We start from the raw sequence: 15,473 nt of genomic DNA on the forward strand, positions 1-15,473 counted from the left end.
TTACAAAAAAATTAATTTCGGGATTCTAATGGCATTATAGATTTTCGTACACCTCATCATCATTGCGCTTGCCAACTCGAAAAACTTCGATTACATCCTCGGAAATTGTATAGAGAATACGATACTCACCTTGATCAACTCGATAAACACCTGAATATCCCTTAAGTTGCTTACAATCTTGAGGTCTAGAATTTTCCGCTAGCAGCAAAATTTTAGTCATTACCTGCTTAAAAAACTTCGACTGCAAATCGACTAAATCTTTCCGGGCTGATTTTGTAATACGTAGAAGCAGTCCAGATTCAGCCATTCAAAATATTTTCAACTGTGAAATTAGTACCATGAAGTTCGTTGTAGTCAGTAATCACTTCTTGTACCGAATAAGATTCACCGTCACTTTCAGTTATTGCACGTTGGAAATCTGCGACATCTCTTGCATCTTCCAATGCTTCTAATCGTTTTAAGTCGGCATAGCTGATGACTGCTGCAATAATTTGTCCTTGTGATTCAATCACAATACGTTCCTGTCCTTCTTCCACAAGCGCAAGAAGTTCAGAAAACTTTTCTTGTGCTTGATCTGCTTCCACTTTTGTCATATTTATTTGAGGCAGTGCCATCAGCAGGATAATCCTGGTTTTAGGATAGCACAATGGCTTTGGGCGATCGCACCTGTAAAATTTAAGCAGACAAACTTCGGATAAATTCTTCTAAAGAATTCACTGCGATCGCACTATCCATTAAATTTTCTAATTTTTCCACACTTTCGCTCTCAAGCCTTGCTTCCACTTCATGAGGAATTTCGCCAAAGCGTCGTCGCAATACTCGTACTAACTGCCGTTGTACACCCTGCTGGAGACCTAGCTGAATACCTCTTTGCTCAATTTCTTCATACCAAGGCGATTCTCGCAATACTGCCATATCCCACCTCATGATTTGTTGCACTAAAGGCGTGTCTAACACAAAGCTAGCAAAAAATGCCAGCAATGATTCTAACTCGTTCAATTGTGCATCTGCTCGTAGCGTCTGTAATGCGCGTTGCACAACTGATACCTCTCCCCCTCCTCGCAGGATTGGCACAAAGGGTAACAACGATGGTAGTGATTGCTCAAATACTATTTCAGCATCGATTTCCCACAAATTAATCACGCGATAATCTTGGATGGCACGTAATCCCAAAAATTCCTGCTCGTAACTATTGACAATATTTAAGGTGGACGGGGGCGGTAAAATGTTGATCAGTACTGGGTAAGTTGGCAATCGGTAGCGTTCTTGTGCCAAGGCAGCATAAGCTCTCATCCGTAGAGGCATCTGTGTCGTGTAACGCAACTGTAGTTCATTTAGTACCAAAAAATCACCGTGATTAGCACTGTATGCCTTCACCAACACATCTGTTTCGCGGCTAATCCAGTGAAACTCAGAGCCGAGAATTTCTTTCGCCACGACTTCAGGACGCTGTGTCACCCATTTTACCCATGCATCGGGAGCTAAATTAATTAGTCGTTTGCTACCAATATCTGCTACTTTTGCCACAGTCCGCTTGATATCTTGATCAGTAACTAATAGTACATCATAAAGATTGCAGTATTCTGGCGTTAATTTTTAAGTTGAGGCAATGTCTACGCACTGTTTTAAGAAATGTATGATTGATGTATGTTAGGTTTTGAATCAACATTTCTGGATGCAAACCGCCGATGAAAGCCGATAGTAAGCCAAACTATACAATTTTAGAAGTTCAAGAGCTTGATGTTAATTATGGCGGTATCCAAGCTCTGAAAAAGATTAATTTAATTATTCAAAAAGGCGAGGTAGTTACTTTAATTGGTGCTAATGGTGCTGGTAAAACTACTACACTCCGCGCCATATCTAAAGTAGTTAATCCTAAGAGTGGCGTAATTATTTATAATGGACATAATATTAATCGCCGCCAAACTCACGAAGTTGTCCAACTTGGTATCGCCCATTGTCCTGAAGGACGTAGAGTATTAGCACGGCAAACAGTATTTGATAATTTACTTTTGGGTGCTTATATTCGCTCCAATCAAGCTGAGGTAAAAGCAGATATTCAACGCCAATTTGAGCTATTTCCGCGTTTGTCACAAAGACGCAATCAACTAGCAGGAACCCTCAGTGGTGGCGAACAACAAATGTTAGCGATCGCTCGGGCTGTCATGAGTAAACCACAACTCTTACTTTTAGACGAGCCTAGCTTAGGTTTAGCACCTGCGATCGTCCGAGAAATCTTCTCTATTATTGAAAATCTCCGGGCTACAGGCGTGACTATTCTGTTAGTTGAACAAAACGCGAATCTTGCGCTACAAATTGCCGATCGCGGTTATGTTTTAGAAGCTGGTTCTATTACCTTAACAGGGGCAGCATCAGAATTAATTAGTGATGAGCGAGTTAAAAAGGCTTATTTAGGGTGATGATTATAGTAGAGTAATAATCCAATAAATTTCTTATGAACTGGATTAGTGTCGATGAAATAAAACGTGACTTATTAGGCTATCTTCAGCGTGTTGAAGCTGGGGAAACTCTTGTAATTATACGTGGTGGAAAGCCAATTGCTGAAATTAAACCGACGGTAAAAGCACCTGATCTCTCTAGACCATTCGGACTCTGTGCAGGAGAGTTTATTGTACCCGATGATTTTGATGAACCACTGCCAGAGAATATTATAAGTGAGTTTGAGGGTAAATGAAACTCCTACTAGATACCCATATTTTTCTCTGGTTTATTAGTAGCGATGCCTTCTCTACGAGACGCTACGCGAACGGCGGGCATAGCCAACGCCGTTTGTCAAATACGTTTATAGAGATTATTCGTAATACTGAGAATGATGTATATCTGAGTATAATTTCTATTTGGGAAGCAACCTTTAAGTATCAATTAGGCAAATTACCTTTGCCTCAATCACCTGAGATTTATCTGCCGATACAGCGTGAGCGGCATTTGATTACTAGTCTTCCTTTAACAGAGGATAGTGTTGTACAACTTAGCAAGCTTCCTAATATCCATCGCGATCCGTTTGACCGAATGTTAATTTGTCAAGCTTTGCAGCATGACCTTACTATTGTGACTGTCGATGATGCAATTCGTGCTTACCCAGTTAAAATTTTAAACGATACATGATTTTTGTATGTAAAAAATTAGGAAGTACAAGCAGATGGTAAAATCACCAACTAAAACCCTAACTTTAGAAGAGTTTTTAAAACTACCAGAAACAAAGCCTAGCTCAGAATATATCAATGGTAAAATTATTCAAAAACCAATGCCTCAAGGAAAACATAGTATTCTTCAGGGTGAACTAGTCAGTAATATCAATTCTATAGCCAAACCTCAAAAAATTGCCCTTGCATTTCCAGAATTGCGGTGTACTTTTGGTGGACGTTCAATTGTTCCTGATGTAGCTGTGTTTGCTTGGGAACGGATTCCCATAGATGAACGTGGAGATGTGGCTAATGTCTTCAAGACATATCCAGATTGGACAATTGAGATTCTTTCACCAGAACAAAGCCAGACTAAAGTAACCGGAAATATTCTACATTGTTTAAAACATGGTAGTCGTTTAGGTTGGTTAATTGATCCAGGCGATCGCTCTGTCTTAATCTATCCACCAAAGCAGCAACCAGAACTTTTACAAGAAGAACAAGAAATATTACCAGTTCCCGATTTAGTTTGCGATTTTAAATTAACTGTAGGGCAATTATTTGGATGGTTGAAGTTATAAGCGATTGTAGAAATTCATCATATTTATCTTAATCTTATTTGATTTGTAAGAATTGCAACCCAGAGATGCCCGACTTCTTTAATAAGTCGGGGATCTTGTTTCTGCGCGTTTGATTCAGGATGGCTATAGCCAATTGTGATGAATAAAACTACACTAACGCCATTGATAACTTTTCCAAATCATTTATATTATTACAAATTATTACGATTTTTGTCCTATATTAATATTTGCAGCCCTCCTTGCAGATATCTATATATTTGTTTAGCGGCGAATTCTATTCACCGGAATAATTAAACCCATGAGTCAAATAGTTTGGATAGCAAGACACGCTAACCGCCTCGATTTCGTAAACCCCGATTGGTTTCTCACCGCCGAACGACGCTACGATCCACCCTTGTCTGATGATGGTATGCTTCAGGCACAGCAGTTAGCGAAACGATTGAAAAAAGAAAATATTGGCCATATTTTCGCCTCCCCCTTCCTGCGAACCGTACAAACGGCAAACGCAGTTGCAGAAACGCTCAAATTGCCGATCAAACTCGAAACAGGTTTGAGTGAATGGCTAAACCCAGTTTGGATGACAGAAGAACCCGAAAGACTTTCAACTCCAGCCTTAGCAGAGTTATTCCCCAGAATTGACACCAGCTATACTTCGCGCATCGCCGCCAAATTTCCTGAAACTCACGAAAAAGTGCGAGAACGTTCTGGGCAAACTGCGAGATGTTTAGCTACTGAGTTTTTTCCAGAAGATATCCTGCTAATAGCACACGGCGCATCTGTGTTGGGGGGAGCAATGGGGTTAGTGGGGGAAATTGCCAAAACAGAAGTTAAAGCTTCTTTATGTTCTTTGGTAAAAGTGGTACGCCAGGAACCAGAATGGTTATTGGAACTAACGGGAGATACTTCCCATTTAACCCACATAGAAGAAGTTATTCGATTTGCTTAAACCTCTGATAGAGATTTGCGTTCATTGCTTCTGCTAGGTTGGGTATATCCTACAAAAAAAGTAATTAATTCACGAATAAGTTTTATGACTTTGTTGCTAGCAGGAGACATCGGCGGTACGAAAACTATTCTGCGATTGGCTGAAACATCAGATTCATCAGCAATACATACTATTTATCAGGAAAGTTATCACAGTGCTGATTTTCCCGATTTAGTACCAATAGTACAGCAGTTTTTGGTCAAAGCTAATACACCAATACCAGAAAAGGCTTGTTTTGCGATCGCAGGCCCCATTGTCAAAAATACTGCCAAACTAACCAATTTAGTCTGGTTCCTGGATACCGAACGTCTACAACAAGAATTGGGTATCCCGCATATTTCTTTGATTAACGACTTCGCCGCCGTTGGCTATGGCATTTTAGGTTTACAAAAACAAGACTTGCTGACGTTGCAAGTTGGCAAGCCTCAACCCGAAACCCCCATTGGAATTATTGGTGCTGGTACTGGCTTAGGGCAAGGATTTTTAATTAAACAGGGAAATCACTATCAAGTCTTTCCCTCAGAAGGTGGACACGCTGACTTTGCGCCTCGCAACGAGATCGAGTTTCAACTGTTGAGATACCTGTTGGGTAAACATGATATCCAGCGCGTTTCTGTAGAACGCGTGGTTTCTGGAATGGGAGTTGTGGCAATTTACCAATTTCTGCGCGATCGCAAATTTGCCGCCGAATCCCCAGATATTGCCCAAGTCGTCAGAACTTGGGAACAAGAAGCCGGACAAGAAGAGAAAAGTGTCGATCCTGGTGCTGTCATTGGTACAGCTGCACTAGAAAAACGCGATCGCCTCTGTGAACAAACTTTGCAATTATTTATAGAGGCTTACGGTGCAGAAGCTGGCAATCTAGCCCTTAAACTCCTACCTTATGGTGGCTTATATATTGCTGGTGGAATTGCGCCCAAAATCCTCCCCTTAATTCAAAACAACGGTTTCTTATTAAATTTCACCCAAAAAGGCAGGATGCGCCGCCTCCTTGAAGAGATCCCCGTGTATGTTATCCTCAACCCGCAAGTGGGGCTAATAGGTGCTGCTTTATGTGCTGCTAGGTTATAACAGCTAGCATCATCGGTGAGATCAGCATCTCAAAGGGCAAAAAATATGACAACTAAAACTCTGTTGCCACTAATCGCCGCCACACTCGTTTGTGGTGGTTCTGTTTTTGTGGAAGCGCGTCAATCTAAACCTACCACGGCTGTTGTCAAACCAAAAGTTTCTCAACCCGTGCAGCCACAATGGAAGCTATACACTGCACCAGATGGGCGTTTTAGTATTTTGATGCCGGGTAGCCCCAACAGAAATACTCAATCCCAAAAAACTTACATGGGGGAAATTACCTTACAAATATTTGTCGCTCAACCACCAAAACAGCAAGTAGCTTATGTGGTTGCTTATAATGATTTTCCTTATAGTTATGGTCAAATAACCGACCCCCAAGCTTTACTTAATAATGCACGGGATATGGCTTTAAAGACTACAAAAAGTAATTTAATTAGTCAAAGGAATATTCGGAGTTATAATAATCATCCTGGCAAAGAAATTGAGTATATCAATTCTGGAGGAAAAATCACTAAAAGTAGAATGTATGTTGCCGAAGGAAGATTATATCAAGTAATGGCAATAACTACAAAAAAACAGCAAAAGACATTAGCTAAAACCATTACGGGATATTTAAATTCTTTCCATGTAGTTTTGAAAAAGCCAAATAACTAAAACCTTTACTATATTACCCTTGCAATAGTGGTCTGTCCCAAAAGTTTTGAGAGGTTAGTGGTGTTCAGATACCCGACTTCGCGGAAGTTGTCGGGTATCTAGCAGCCCCGCAAAATTAATGGGACAGAGAAGGTAGTGGTCTGTCCCATTAATTTTGCGGGGTTGTAGAGACGCGAAATTTCGCGTCTTTACAGGGTTTTGGTAACAAACTAATCAATCAGAATTAATGAGACAGAGCAGTAGTCTATAAAGTTTAAATTGATGGGTAACCAAGTTTGTAGTAAGGACTGAAGTCCTTATTTTCTAAGCACTAAAGTGCTTACTACAAACCCTCAAAATTAGCTTAGACATTGTAGGAAGCACAAATAATCTATAATGCTTCACAGGTTCCGCGCCACGCAAACCGGATACAAACGAGTTGGGGGTTAGGCAATACGGTTCGGTTAAGCCAAAAGACGCGATAAATCGCGTCTTTGTGATTTATAATTTTCATCAAAAAACCCTAACCGAACCGTATTGCGGCGCAAGGTGTTTGGTTAAGTGACGGCTGCTATTAGGCAGGAAATTTAAGCCATCCTATTGTTGCCGATAAAGGAACTTGAGGACAGGGAATGGCAATAATTCTTTTGGTTAATTACGCAAATAGGTGGTTGCCAGATTAGTTTTTATTACGTTTTGTATCGTAGTCAATCAACTAATTTAGTAAATCAAACAACACTTTGCCATATTAAAGAAAGTTTTTCATCTAATTTCTAGCAAAAATCCTTCTTTTGGTACTTCTCTTTGTAACCACTCTTCTCCTCAAACAGAAGCTGCGCGTACCTCACTTAGAGTGGTACGGAAACGTTTCCAATGAATGCGCCTTTTGAGAGAAGCAACTAGAGACGCATTAGCGCCTCTAAGAGTTGCCCAGCGCAATTTCACACTACTTACCTTACGGATTTTTAAACCCACTTTGCACTTACAGCTTTAATGGCAGGTCTTGTTATGAATTTAATCAATGGCTTTTGCTTGGCAGATGGGATACTCAAAGGTGTAGAAGTACTCGTTGTAGACAACGATCGCGATAGTAGAGATTTGTACGCAATTTTACTTCAAGGTCTGAGTGCAAATGTGATTACTGCTAGTTCAGTAAAAGAAGCTTTAGAAATTCTGAGTTGGTTTACACCCAACATTCTTGTCTGTGAAATTAGGTTTTTAGGTGAAAGTATTTATACATTGCTAAATACATTGAGTGCTATGGAAGCAGACAATCGAAAGCATATCCCAATTATTGTGACTTCAACATCTACCACAGGTACTCATGACCAAATTCCAGATGTCGAGTTTGAAGAATATTTACTCAAACCATTCGACGTTGACAAATTTGTTTCCATGATTATAAATCAAGTAGAAGAAGATGTGGTGGAAAATTTTTGCCCAGATGTATTAGTTTACACTAATATACTAAGCACTTCTTAAAGCCACAATCGGGTCGAGTTTAGCAGCCCGACGCGCGGGAACAACACCAAAAAATAAACCAATACCACCAGAGACACCAACTGCCATAGTAATCGCTGTTGGAGAAAGTGCCGCTTCTAAGGGAGTCAAGGCTCCCACTAATAGAATGCCACTGACGCCAACCGCAGTCCCAACTAAACCGCCAGCTGCGGAAACTATTACAGCCTCAATGATGAACTGTAGCAAAATATCTTGCTCAGTTGCGCCGATCGCTTTTCTCAATCCGATTTCTTGGGTGCGTTCGGTGACGGATACAAGCATAATATTCATGATGCCAATGCCACCGACAAACAAAGATATGCCAGCGATCGCTGCTAGCATAATTGTCAATGCACCTGTAATTTGACCGACAGTTTGCAAAGCATCTTTTTGAGAACGGATAGTAAAGTCATCTTCACCATTAATTTTGTGCCGTAAACGCAGTAAATTAGTAATTTGAAACTCTGCTGCATCCACACTCTCGGAATCACGAGCCGCAGCCACAAAATAATCTAAGGCGATACCATAGGGAGAATTCTTTCCCACTAATCGGTTTGCTGAAGTCGTGATTGGTATTAAAGCAGCATCATCATAATCTGCTCCCACGCTGGAACCTTTGGCTATTAACGTCCCAATCACTTGAAAGCTAGTATTTCCGATTCGTAATTGTTGACCGATAGCGTTACTATTACCAAATAGTTTTTCTGCCAAGTCTCCACCTAACACAACGACTTGGTTACTTCGTTTGATGTCTACCTCAGAGAAAAACCTACCTTTATCAGTTTCAAAATCACGCACTGATAGAAAGCTTGGAGTTGTGCCAATGATGTTAACATCGGTGTTTCTGTTGCGGTATACAACTACTTGTCTCCTGTTTAACTCCGGCGCAACTCCTACTACTGTTGGAACCTGAGAAGCGATCGCTTCCGCATCTTGTAACACCAGATTTTTTGGTACTTCAAAGGAGATACGCTGAGTTTCTCGATTCCCTGGCAGCACAAATAGCACATTTGGCCCTAATGACTCCAGTTGTTTATTAACGTACTTTTGCCCACCTTCGCCAATACCAATCATGGCAATCACTGAGGCGTTACCAATAACTATACCCAACATCGTCAGGGCGCTACGCAGTTTATTCGACAGCAGGGTTTTCCCCGCCATTTGAATACTTTCTAAAAAATTCATGTCTTAAAAATTACGAATTACGAACTTGTGCCGAGCGAAGTCGAGGTATTACGAATTACGAATTATTCTGTTCTTTCGCCTTCTCGATTTTGTAGTCTTTGGGTGGATTAATAAAAACGCGATCGCCTTCTTTAACTCCCTCTAAAATCTGAGTTTGGTTTTGGATTTGTGCCCCAATTGTCACTTCGCGGAACTGGGGTTTATTCTTTGCATCAGGTACAAGTACGCCAGTTTGACCCTTTTCGGTGACGATTGACACCGTTGGTAACACCAAGGCATTATTGACGCGATCGCCTAAAAAAGTCAGATCCACATTTAAGCCAGAACGCAGTTTATCTGTACCAGTATTCAGAGCAACCCGTACCTGGAAGGATGTCACACCTTGTTCCACCACTGCTTCTGGAGCAATTAAACGCACATTACCTTTAAAAACTTGATCGGGATAAGCATCAGCGACAATTTCCACCTGCTGTCCCGGTTTAATTCTGCCAAGATCAGCTTCGGGAACTTGAGCTAATATTTCTAACCCACGGGCTACAGCGACAATTGAACTAGAAGTTGCTGATGCACTAGCAGAAGCGGAGGTTGTGGGTGTGACAAACGCCCCAGGATCGGCATACTTTTGGGTAACAATTCCCGAAAGAGGAGCGCGAATAATTGTATCTTCCAACTGCACTTGTACACCCTTCAATTGAGCCTTAGCCGCTTCAACAGCTGCTTGACGCTGGACAATTTCTTCAGAACGAGTCCCATCTTCTAACAGTATCAATGCTGCCCGTGCTTCATTAACTGCTGCTTGACGTTGGGCGATTTCTTCAGTCCGACTACCACTTTGGACTAACGACAATCGTTTTTTAGCTTCTTCTAAATTAGCTCTAGCACTTTTGTCTTCGCTGAGGGCTTGATCGAATAATTGTTTTTTCTCTGCTCCCTGTTGATATAGATATTGATAACGCTTTACTTGTTCACTGGTATAATTCACCTTCGCTTGAGCCGCATCCACTTGGGATTGAGATTGAGCAATCTCTTGGGGACGATTACCAGCCTTAGCTTGAGTTAGCTGGGCTTGAGCTTGTGCTAACCGGGCTCTTGCTTGAGCAATTTCTTGAGGACGACTACCAGCAATAGCTTCGGCTAATTGTGCTTGACTTTGGGCTAAATTAGCACGGTATTGGCTCCTTTGAGCTTCAATACCTGCGCTATCCATCCGCGCGAGAATTTGCCCTTGTTGAATGCGATCGCCTTGTTGGACATATAATTGCGACAGCACTCCAGGATTCTTGGGACTAATATTTACGGTCTGAACTGGCACAACTTTACCACTAGCTGTAATCCGCAACGTGACATTTTTCGCTGCTACTGGCACAGTTAATTGAGCAATGTCTTCTTTACTTGCCCCTTGATTTACCAGAGTATAGGTTGTGGTTGTACCAACAACCAAGACACCCCCTGCTATCAGCCCCATCAGCCAGCGTAATGGATATTTAACTTTGCCAACAACAGGAATTTCTATGTGCGTAGCCATATCTAGAAACCTATAAATCTTGCTCTATGGGAGTAGCCTTTAGTTATATTGATGATGCCCATCAAATTGCCCATAGTAAAACCACCCCTTCAGAGCAAACAGCTGCGCTTTTGCTCCCCTCCGCGCTTGTGGGGAGTGGTTGGGGGTTCCTTTTAACTATGGTTAATTGAGGGGACATAAATATTAAAAGGCAGGTGCTGGAATACGGACTTGTTAAAATTTTTGGGTTAAATCTTTATTAATGAACTAACAACTAGACGCATAGTGAGCTTCATAGTTGCTTAATCTTACTTCATAATAGGTGTTGGATGTCTGTATGCCTTCACCTGAATGGGTGACTTTAGCCACATTGTGATGTAGAACTTCGTCAGCAGAAAGACTATAAACCTCATCTAAGTTGAGAACCATAGTTTTCGCCCTCACCCTAAATCCCTCTCCCAAGCTTGGGAGAGGGACTTTGAAGTTGGCTCCCCTTCTCCCAATTTTGGGAGAAGGGGTTGGGGGATGAGGGCAAATCTTTTTCATCAGAGAAGAACTACAGGTTTCAAGATAGACGTGGTTTAAGTGCTTTATTTTTCCTCAATCACATCTTGCACCAGGCGATTAGAAATCGCGGCTACACAGACAAAACCCGCGTGCGCGGGTTCAAACTCTTGATTCCCTCTTAATCCGCGTAGGTGGACTTCGTTTGTATGGCCGCGATTTCTAATCGCTTGGATTATTCTCTCTCCAGAGTCATAGAAGAGCGCTAGTTACTTCATCAAAAAAACAAATAAAGTCGAATTGCAATAAGTAAAATACCGAAATGAAAAAGCATTTAGACTAAATGCTTTCTCAAACCCCAGTTTGCTTTCTCATTTCAGTAGATTTAGCAAGTAAAAAGGCATATTACTTTCTCAAACCCCAGTTTGCTTTCTCATTTCAGTAGATCGCGCACTCATTTTAGTGTTTTGGGCAAGCAAAAAAGCATATTACTTTCTTAATTCACCTGATTGCTGACTCATGGGAACTCCAAAAAATAAACTATTCCACATTCAATACTGCTCGGTTAAGCCTAAAAAAGCACTCTGAGGTAGGTTGGGTTGAGGAACGAAACCCAACATTTTCAGGGCTTTGTTGGGTTTCACTCCGTTCAACCCAACCTACAAATCTTCTTAACCGAGCAGTATTGATTCCACATTAAAGTCGTTGACTGTTGACTGTTGACTGTTGACTGTTGACTGTTGACTGAAAACTCGTGAACCGTCAACGGTCAACAGTGAACAATAGCAATGGAATATTTTTTTACTTGGAAGTCCCCATAACATCTGAATATGACTAAATATACTCAAAAATCTTTAGTCTACTTAAGTAGACTTTTGCTATTAGCCTTGAACTTTAGTTCCAGGCGGGTGAGGAAGGAAGTCAACAATCATTTAAACTAGTATTGTCAACTCCAGACTTCGGTTAAATCTAATACAAACCCAGGTAAAATATCTTCCCCTGACAGATTTGCAGGTTTATTCAGAACTTCTACATCTTGACTTTGGCGATAAATTTCCACCTTTTGATTTTTCCGCTCAATTAACCAACCTAAGCAAGCGCCATTTTCTATATATTCTCTCATTTTGGCGCGTAACTTTTCTATGGAGTCATTTTTAGAACGTAGTTCTAGTACGAAATCAGGGCAAATTGGAGCAAAAATTTCTTGCTGTTCTAAAGTCAGAGCATCCCATCTTTCTTGACGTATCCAAGCAGCATCAGGAGAGCGAATCGCTCCCATTAGGTAGATAAAAACCAGTAGATGAGTCAAAAGCTACACCTAATTTTGTTTGACGGTTCCATAACCAAAGTTGTCCGGCAATGTCAGAGTTTCGCTTCCCTGTATCGCTGCCGGTTGGTGGCATAACAATTAACTCTCCCGTAGCAGTTCGTTCTAATTGTAAATCTCGGTTAGCTAGTGCTAACTGAACAAACTGCTCATGGGTAACTGTGAGTGTAAGTGTGGGTGGAATATTGACGGCTAGAGTTTGAGATAAGTCGGCTTGTGTCATTGTTCCGTCTTTAAACTAGAAGCCAAATGTTACAGAAGACTAAAATAGTTTCTCCTCTGATTATTTCCAAAGTAGCATCCAAAAGTTGTCAGGTGCTTCTTCGCATTCTACGTTAGGAATTTGCAGCTAGTGATTTCCCAAGCAAAAACCTCTGTGGTTGCGATCGCAGATTTAGGCGATATGCTCAGTGCTGACATCACAAAGTTTGTTACCAATAGCAGGGCGATCGCAACGACAACCCGAAAATTTTTCTTGTAACGGTGGTTACTATAGAAATAATTGGATAATACCAATTTGAGCAATGATTACAACAGACGGAGCGCTCAAAGCAATTACCAGCAACTCTTTCTCTACCAGCCGCACTGGCGTTCACAATCCAAAATCTAAAATCCAAAATAGTATAAACTACTCTCTTCCCAGTCCCAGATTACCTATTTTTTTATGGCAAACACTATTACAATTACCGATTCTCTGGTTCCTAATGCTGTACCGAAACCAACAATCATTCGACTAGAAAACATTTTCAAAATTTATGGTAGTGGCGAAACAGAAGTACGAGCGCTAAATGATGTCAACCTAATCGTGGAACAGGGCGAATATTGTGCAATCATGGGGCCTTCTGGTTCTGGTAAATCCACAGCCATGAATATTATCGGTTGTCTCGACCGTCCCACAGACGGACATTATTATTTAGATAACCTCGATGTAGCTCAAATGGACGATCGCTCATTAGCACACATCCGTAATAAAAAGCTGGGGTTTGTGTTCCAACAATTCCATCTATTGCCCCAACTAACAGCCCTAGAAAACGTGATGTTGCCAATGGTGTATGCTAGTGTGAATCCAAAAGAAAGAAGCGATCGCGCCATCGAAGCTTTGACGCGGGTAGGTTTAGCAAATCGCCTCAACAACAAACCAACTCAACTATCTGGTGGACAACAACAACGAGTAGCGATCGCGCGGGCGATCGTTAATCGTCCTGTGGTACTCTTAGCCGATGAACCTACAGGCGCACTTGATTCGCGCACAACCCAAGAAGTCTTAGATATTTTTAGCGAACTCAATGCTAGTGGAATTACCGTTGTCATGGTAACTCATGAACCAGAAGTTGCTCGTCAAACCCAGCGCATCGTTTGGTTCCGTGATGGTCAAGTAGTACACTCTAATCTCACACCATCTGACTTGAGTAGCGTTGCTATGTCATAACTTAATTAACGTCAATTCGATGAACCTCTCCCTCCCAACCTCCCTCTCCTACAAGGCGCTACGGTGTACACACAAGTCTGAAATAGCTGAAAAACCCAAGGTTTTACCCCACCCTAACCCTCCCCTTATAAAGGGGAGGGAACTAGATTTCTTATTACCCCCCCTTATTTCTTATTTCCCCCCTTTATAAGGGGGGATTAAGGGGGGTAATTCGACTTGTGTATACACCGTAGCTCCTACAATGCGAGGGAGGAGTAACGAAAAATTAGGTCTTTTGCTCCCCTCTCCGTGTCGGAGAGGGGTTGGGGGAGAGGTCAGAAAAGTACTTGTCGTCACGTTAACTGATAACTGTTCAAAACAGCCAGAAAGCCCAAAATTAAAGCATGTGTAACTTTTGACTTTTGACTTTTGCCTTGCGCTACTAGTCGCCAGTCCCAATTACAAACTGGACGTTTTTCCAGTTTCTGCTTGCGTCTCAATTGGCTTAACATCGGTGTAACCCACTTCACCAGCTATTGTCCGAAACACCGAAATTTGCTCGTCAAAATCTAATCCTTCAATCTGGGAAACCAGATCATTAATTGCTTTAGTTGGTTCATAGCTAGCTGGTAAGTCAACCACCGTATCCCCCATAGCTACTGCCCAAGCATACCAAACTAACAGTTGATTGTTTTCTTTTATCGCCCCATAAGCGCGGGAATATTCTGTATCTTTGCGGTTAACTATATCCCGCATAATATCTAGTTGTTGCTCATCTGATAACTCAAAATAGTCTCCTAACAGAAGTGGTGCTAACTCAGGTTCGGCCGCAGCAGGAACGGCGGGTGTGATAGAATCACCCATTTTTTTATAAACTAAATAGAACCAGGCTAATTTTGCATCGGTATCTAAATTGTTAAAAGCATCTACCAAATTTTGAGATTCATTGCTCTGGGCTTGAGAAATAGTTTTATCGTAACTTGCAGTCATAATTTTATTGCGAAAGAAATTTTACAGGCTAAACTAAGGGTTACAAAGTTTGAGCATCACCCTCTACTATCGAGAGAAAGAGTTATATTAATTGCAAATTGCAGCTTTAATCTATCTTTTAATAGAGGTAAAGTCTCTCCTAAAGGAACATAAAAAGAACTAATTACTTTGTTATGCTTTTTCAAGTAAGCAATAAAAAATTTAATCTAAGGATTTTAATTATGCCTGATGAAGTAAAGCCCAATGTTAATGAAGCTTCCACCCATGATGCTCAATTAGCTGCCGAAAGCATAGCTAGTGGTGAAGAAAAAGCTCCAAACGTCGATTTTGATGCTGATTATAAAACTGCACAACAATTCAGCGTTAGTGATGTTGATCGCACAGGTGAAGGCGCAGCAGCAGCCGAAGCAGCTACTGCACCTAAATATCAAACTTCTCAACCAGTAGAGACAAAAACTCAAGCGCAGTCAACTGGTAATCCTGATGATTTTCTCGAGTTAGCAAAGGAAGTTGGGAATTCTAAGACTGAGGGTGTAACTAATGTCAGTGATGATCTAGTAAAACAAGCTTTGGAAAAGGGTGAACGGAAAAATTAAGTTTTCCTGATATTTTGCTATTTTGTAGGGTGGGCATTGATAT

General features: G+C 41.2%; 19 protein-coding genes and 1 pseudogene. 11 read left to right on the plus strand and 9 right to left on the minus strand.

The window, feature by feature from the left end:
- Nucleotides 1–34: 34 nt before the first annotated feature.
- From D1367_RS26875 to D1367_RS26885, 3 genes are all read right to left on the minus strand, one after another.
- Complete coding sequence (locus tag D1367_RS26875) at nucleotides 35–307, minus strand: type II toxin-antitoxin system RelE family toxin (protein ID WP_118169726.1); 273 nt, start codon at nucleotides 305–307, stop codon at nucleotides 35–37.
- The gene (locus D1367_RS26880) at nucleotides 300–614 is read right to left on the minus strand and encodes a type II toxin-antitoxin system Phd/YefM family antitoxin (protein ID WP_228674731.1); all 315 of its coding nucleotides are present in this window, start codon (nucleotides 612–614) and stop codon (nucleotides 300–302) included. The genes D1367_RS26875 and D1367_RS26880 overlap by 8 nt, the downstream gene beginning before the upstream one ends.
- Nucleotides 615–675: 61 nt before the next feature.
- Nucleotides 676–1,527, minus strand: a complete 852-nt coding sequence (locus D1367_RS26885) for a DUF4351 domain-containing protein (protein ID WP_118169731.1) — start codon at nucleotides 1,525–1,527, stop codon at nucleotides 676–678.
- Nucleotides 1,528–1,688: 161 nt separating this feature from the next.
- On the opposite strand from D1367_RS26885, the gene D1367_RS26890 reads away from it, so the two are divergent.
- From D1367_RS26890 to D1367_RS26920, 7 genes are all read left to right on the plus strand, one after another.
- A complete protein-coding gene (locus D1367_RS26890) occupies nucleotides 1,689–2,420 on the plus strand; it encodes an ABC transporter ATP-binding protein (protein ID WP_118169733.1) in 732 nt (243 codons plus the stop codon).
- A gap of 35 nt (nucleotides 2,421–2,455) precedes the next feature.
- Nucleotides 2,456–2,695, plus strand: coding sequence for a type II toxin-antitoxin system Phd/YefM family antitoxin (locus tag D1367_RS26895; protein WP_118169736.1), 240 nt, complete (start codon nucleotides 2,456–2,458; stop codon nucleotides 2,693–2,695).
- Nucleotides 2,692–3,126, plus strand: a complete 435-nt coding sequence (locus D1367_RS26900) for a type II toxin-antitoxin system VapC family toxin (protein ID WP_118169739.1) — start codon at nucleotides 2,692–2,694, stop codon at nucleotides 3,124–3,126. Before D1367_RS26895 ends, D1367_RS26900 begins: the two co-directional genes overlap by 4 nt.
- Before the next feature lie 34 nt (nucleotides 3,127–3,160).
- The gene (locus D1367_RS26905) at nucleotides 3,161–3,724 is read left to right on the plus strand and encodes a Uma2 family endonuclease (RefSeq protein WP_118169741.1); all 564 of its coding nucleotides are present in this window, start codon (nucleotides 3,161–3,163) and stop codon (nucleotides 3,722–3,724) included.
- A 298-nt stretch (nucleotides 3,725–4,022) separates the two neighbouring features.
- Nucleotides 4,023–4,670, plus strand: coding sequence for a histidine phosphatase family protein (locus D1367_RS26910; protein WP_118169748.1), 648 nt, complete (start codon nucleotides 4,023–4,025; stop codon nucleotides 4,668–4,670).
- 84 nt (nucleotides 4,671–4,754) lie between these two features.
- Nucleotides 4,755–5,780, plus strand: coding sequence for a glucokinase (locus tag D1367_RS26915; protein WP_118169752.1), 1,026 nt, complete (start codon nucleotides 4,755–4,757; stop codon nucleotides 5,778–5,780).
- A gap of 45 nt (nucleotides 5,781–5,825) precedes the next feature.
- Nucleotides 5,826–6,437: a hypothetical protein gene (locus tag D1367_RS26920; protein WP_118169755.1), complete on the plus strand. Its 612-nt coding sequence runs from the start codon at nucleotides 5,826–5,828 to the stop codon at nucleotides 6,435–6,437.
- 370 nt (nucleotides 6,438–6,807) lie between these two features.
- On the opposite strand, the gene D1367_RS32960 is transcribed toward D1367_RS26920, so the two are convergent.
- A complete protein-coding gene (locus D1367_RS32960) occupies nucleotides 6,808–6,930 on the minus strand; it encodes a hypothetical protein (RefSeq protein WP_267255603.1) in 123 nt (40 codons plus the stop codon).
- Nucleotides 6,931–7,424: 494 nt separating this feature from the next.
- On the opposite strand from D1367_RS32960, the gene D1367_RS26925 reads away from it, so the two are divergent.
- On the plus strand, nucleotides 7,425–7,898 hold the full coding sequence (locus D1367_RS26925; RefSeq protein WP_228674730.1) for a response regulator: 474 nt from the start codon (nucleotides 7,425–7,427) through the stop codon (nucleotides 7,896–7,898).
- Here D1367_RS26925 and D1367_RS26930 read toward each other — a convergent pair.
- From D1367_RS26930 to D1367_RS26945, 4 genes and pseudogenes are all read right to left on the minus strand, one after another.
- A complete protein-coding gene (locus D1367_RS26930; RefSeq protein WP_118169759.1) occupies nucleotides 7,884–9,101 on the minus strand; it encodes an ABC transporter permease in 1,218 nt (405 codons plus the stop codon). The two genes, D1367_RS26925 and D1367_RS26930, sit on opposite strands and share 15 nt — an antisense overlap.
- Nucleotides 9,102–9,156: 55 nt before the next feature.
- Nucleotides 9,157–10,626 carry an efflux RND transporter periplasmic adaptor subunit gene (locus D1367_RS26935; protein ID WP_118169761.1) on the minus strand — a complete coding sequence of 490 codons (1,470 nt, stop codon included), beginning with the start codon at nucleotides 10,624–10,626 and terminating at the stop codon, nucleotides 9,157–9,159.
- A 246-nt stretch (nucleotides 10,627–10,872) separates the two neighbouring features.
- Nucleotides 10,873–11,034: a hypothetical protein gene (locus D1367_RS31345; RefSeq protein WP_181984976.1), complete on the minus strand. Its 162-nt coding sequence runs from the start codon at nucleotides 11,032–11,034 to the stop codon at nucleotides 10,873–10,875.
- A gap of 1,021 nt (nucleotides 11,035–12,055) precedes the next feature.
- Nucleotides 12,056–12,659, minus strand: a pseudogene (locus D1367_RS26945) (Uma2 family endonuclease).
- A 129-nt stretch (nucleotides 12,660–12,788) separates the two neighbouring features.
- Here D1367_RS26945 and D1367_RS32965 point away from each other — a divergent pair.
- Both D1367_RS32965 and D1367_RS26950 read left to right on the plus strand, forming a co-directional pair.
- The gene (locus D1367_RS32965; RefSeq protein WP_267255602.1) at nucleotides 12,789–12,917 is read left to right on the plus strand and encodes a hypothetical protein; all 129 of its coding nucleotides are present in this window, start codon (nucleotides 12,789–12,791) and stop codon (nucleotides 12,915–12,917) included.
- A 183-nt stretch (nucleotides 12,918–13,100) separates the two neighbouring features.
- Nucleotides 13,101–13,865, plus strand: a complete 765-nt coding sequence (locus D1367_RS26950; protein WP_118169766.1) for an ABC transporter ATP-binding protein — start codon at nucleotides 13,101–13,103, stop codon at nucleotides 13,863–13,865.
- A 438-nt stretch (nucleotides 13,866–14,303) separates the two neighbouring features.
- On the opposite strand, the gene D1367_RS26960 is transcribed toward D1367_RS26950, so the two are convergent.
- Nucleotides 14,304–14,834 (minus strand): orange carotenoid protein N-terminal domain-containing protein, encoded by a 531-nt coding sequence (locus tag D1367_RS26960; protein WP_118169770.1) that lies wholly within the window; start codon nucleotides 14,832–14,834, stop codon nucleotides 14,304–14,306.
- A gap of 221 nt (nucleotides 14,835–15,055) precedes the next feature.
- Here D1367_RS26960 and D1367_RS26965 point away from each other — a divergent pair, with 221 nt between their 5' ends.
- Nucleotides 15,056–15,430 (plus strand): hypothetical protein, encoded by a 375-nt coding sequence (locus D1367_RS26965; RefSeq protein ID WP_118171669.1) that lies wholly within the window; start codon nucleotides 15,056–15,058, stop codon nucleotides 15,428–15,430.
- The last annotated feature ends 43 nt before the right edge of the window (nucleotides 15,431–15,473 follow it).

Source organism: Nostoc sphaeroides (assembly GCF_003443655.1).
GTDB classification, from domain to species: domain Bacteria; phylum Cyanobacteriota; class Cyanobacteriia; order Cyanobacteriales; family Nostocaceae; genus Nostoc; species Nostoc sphaeroides.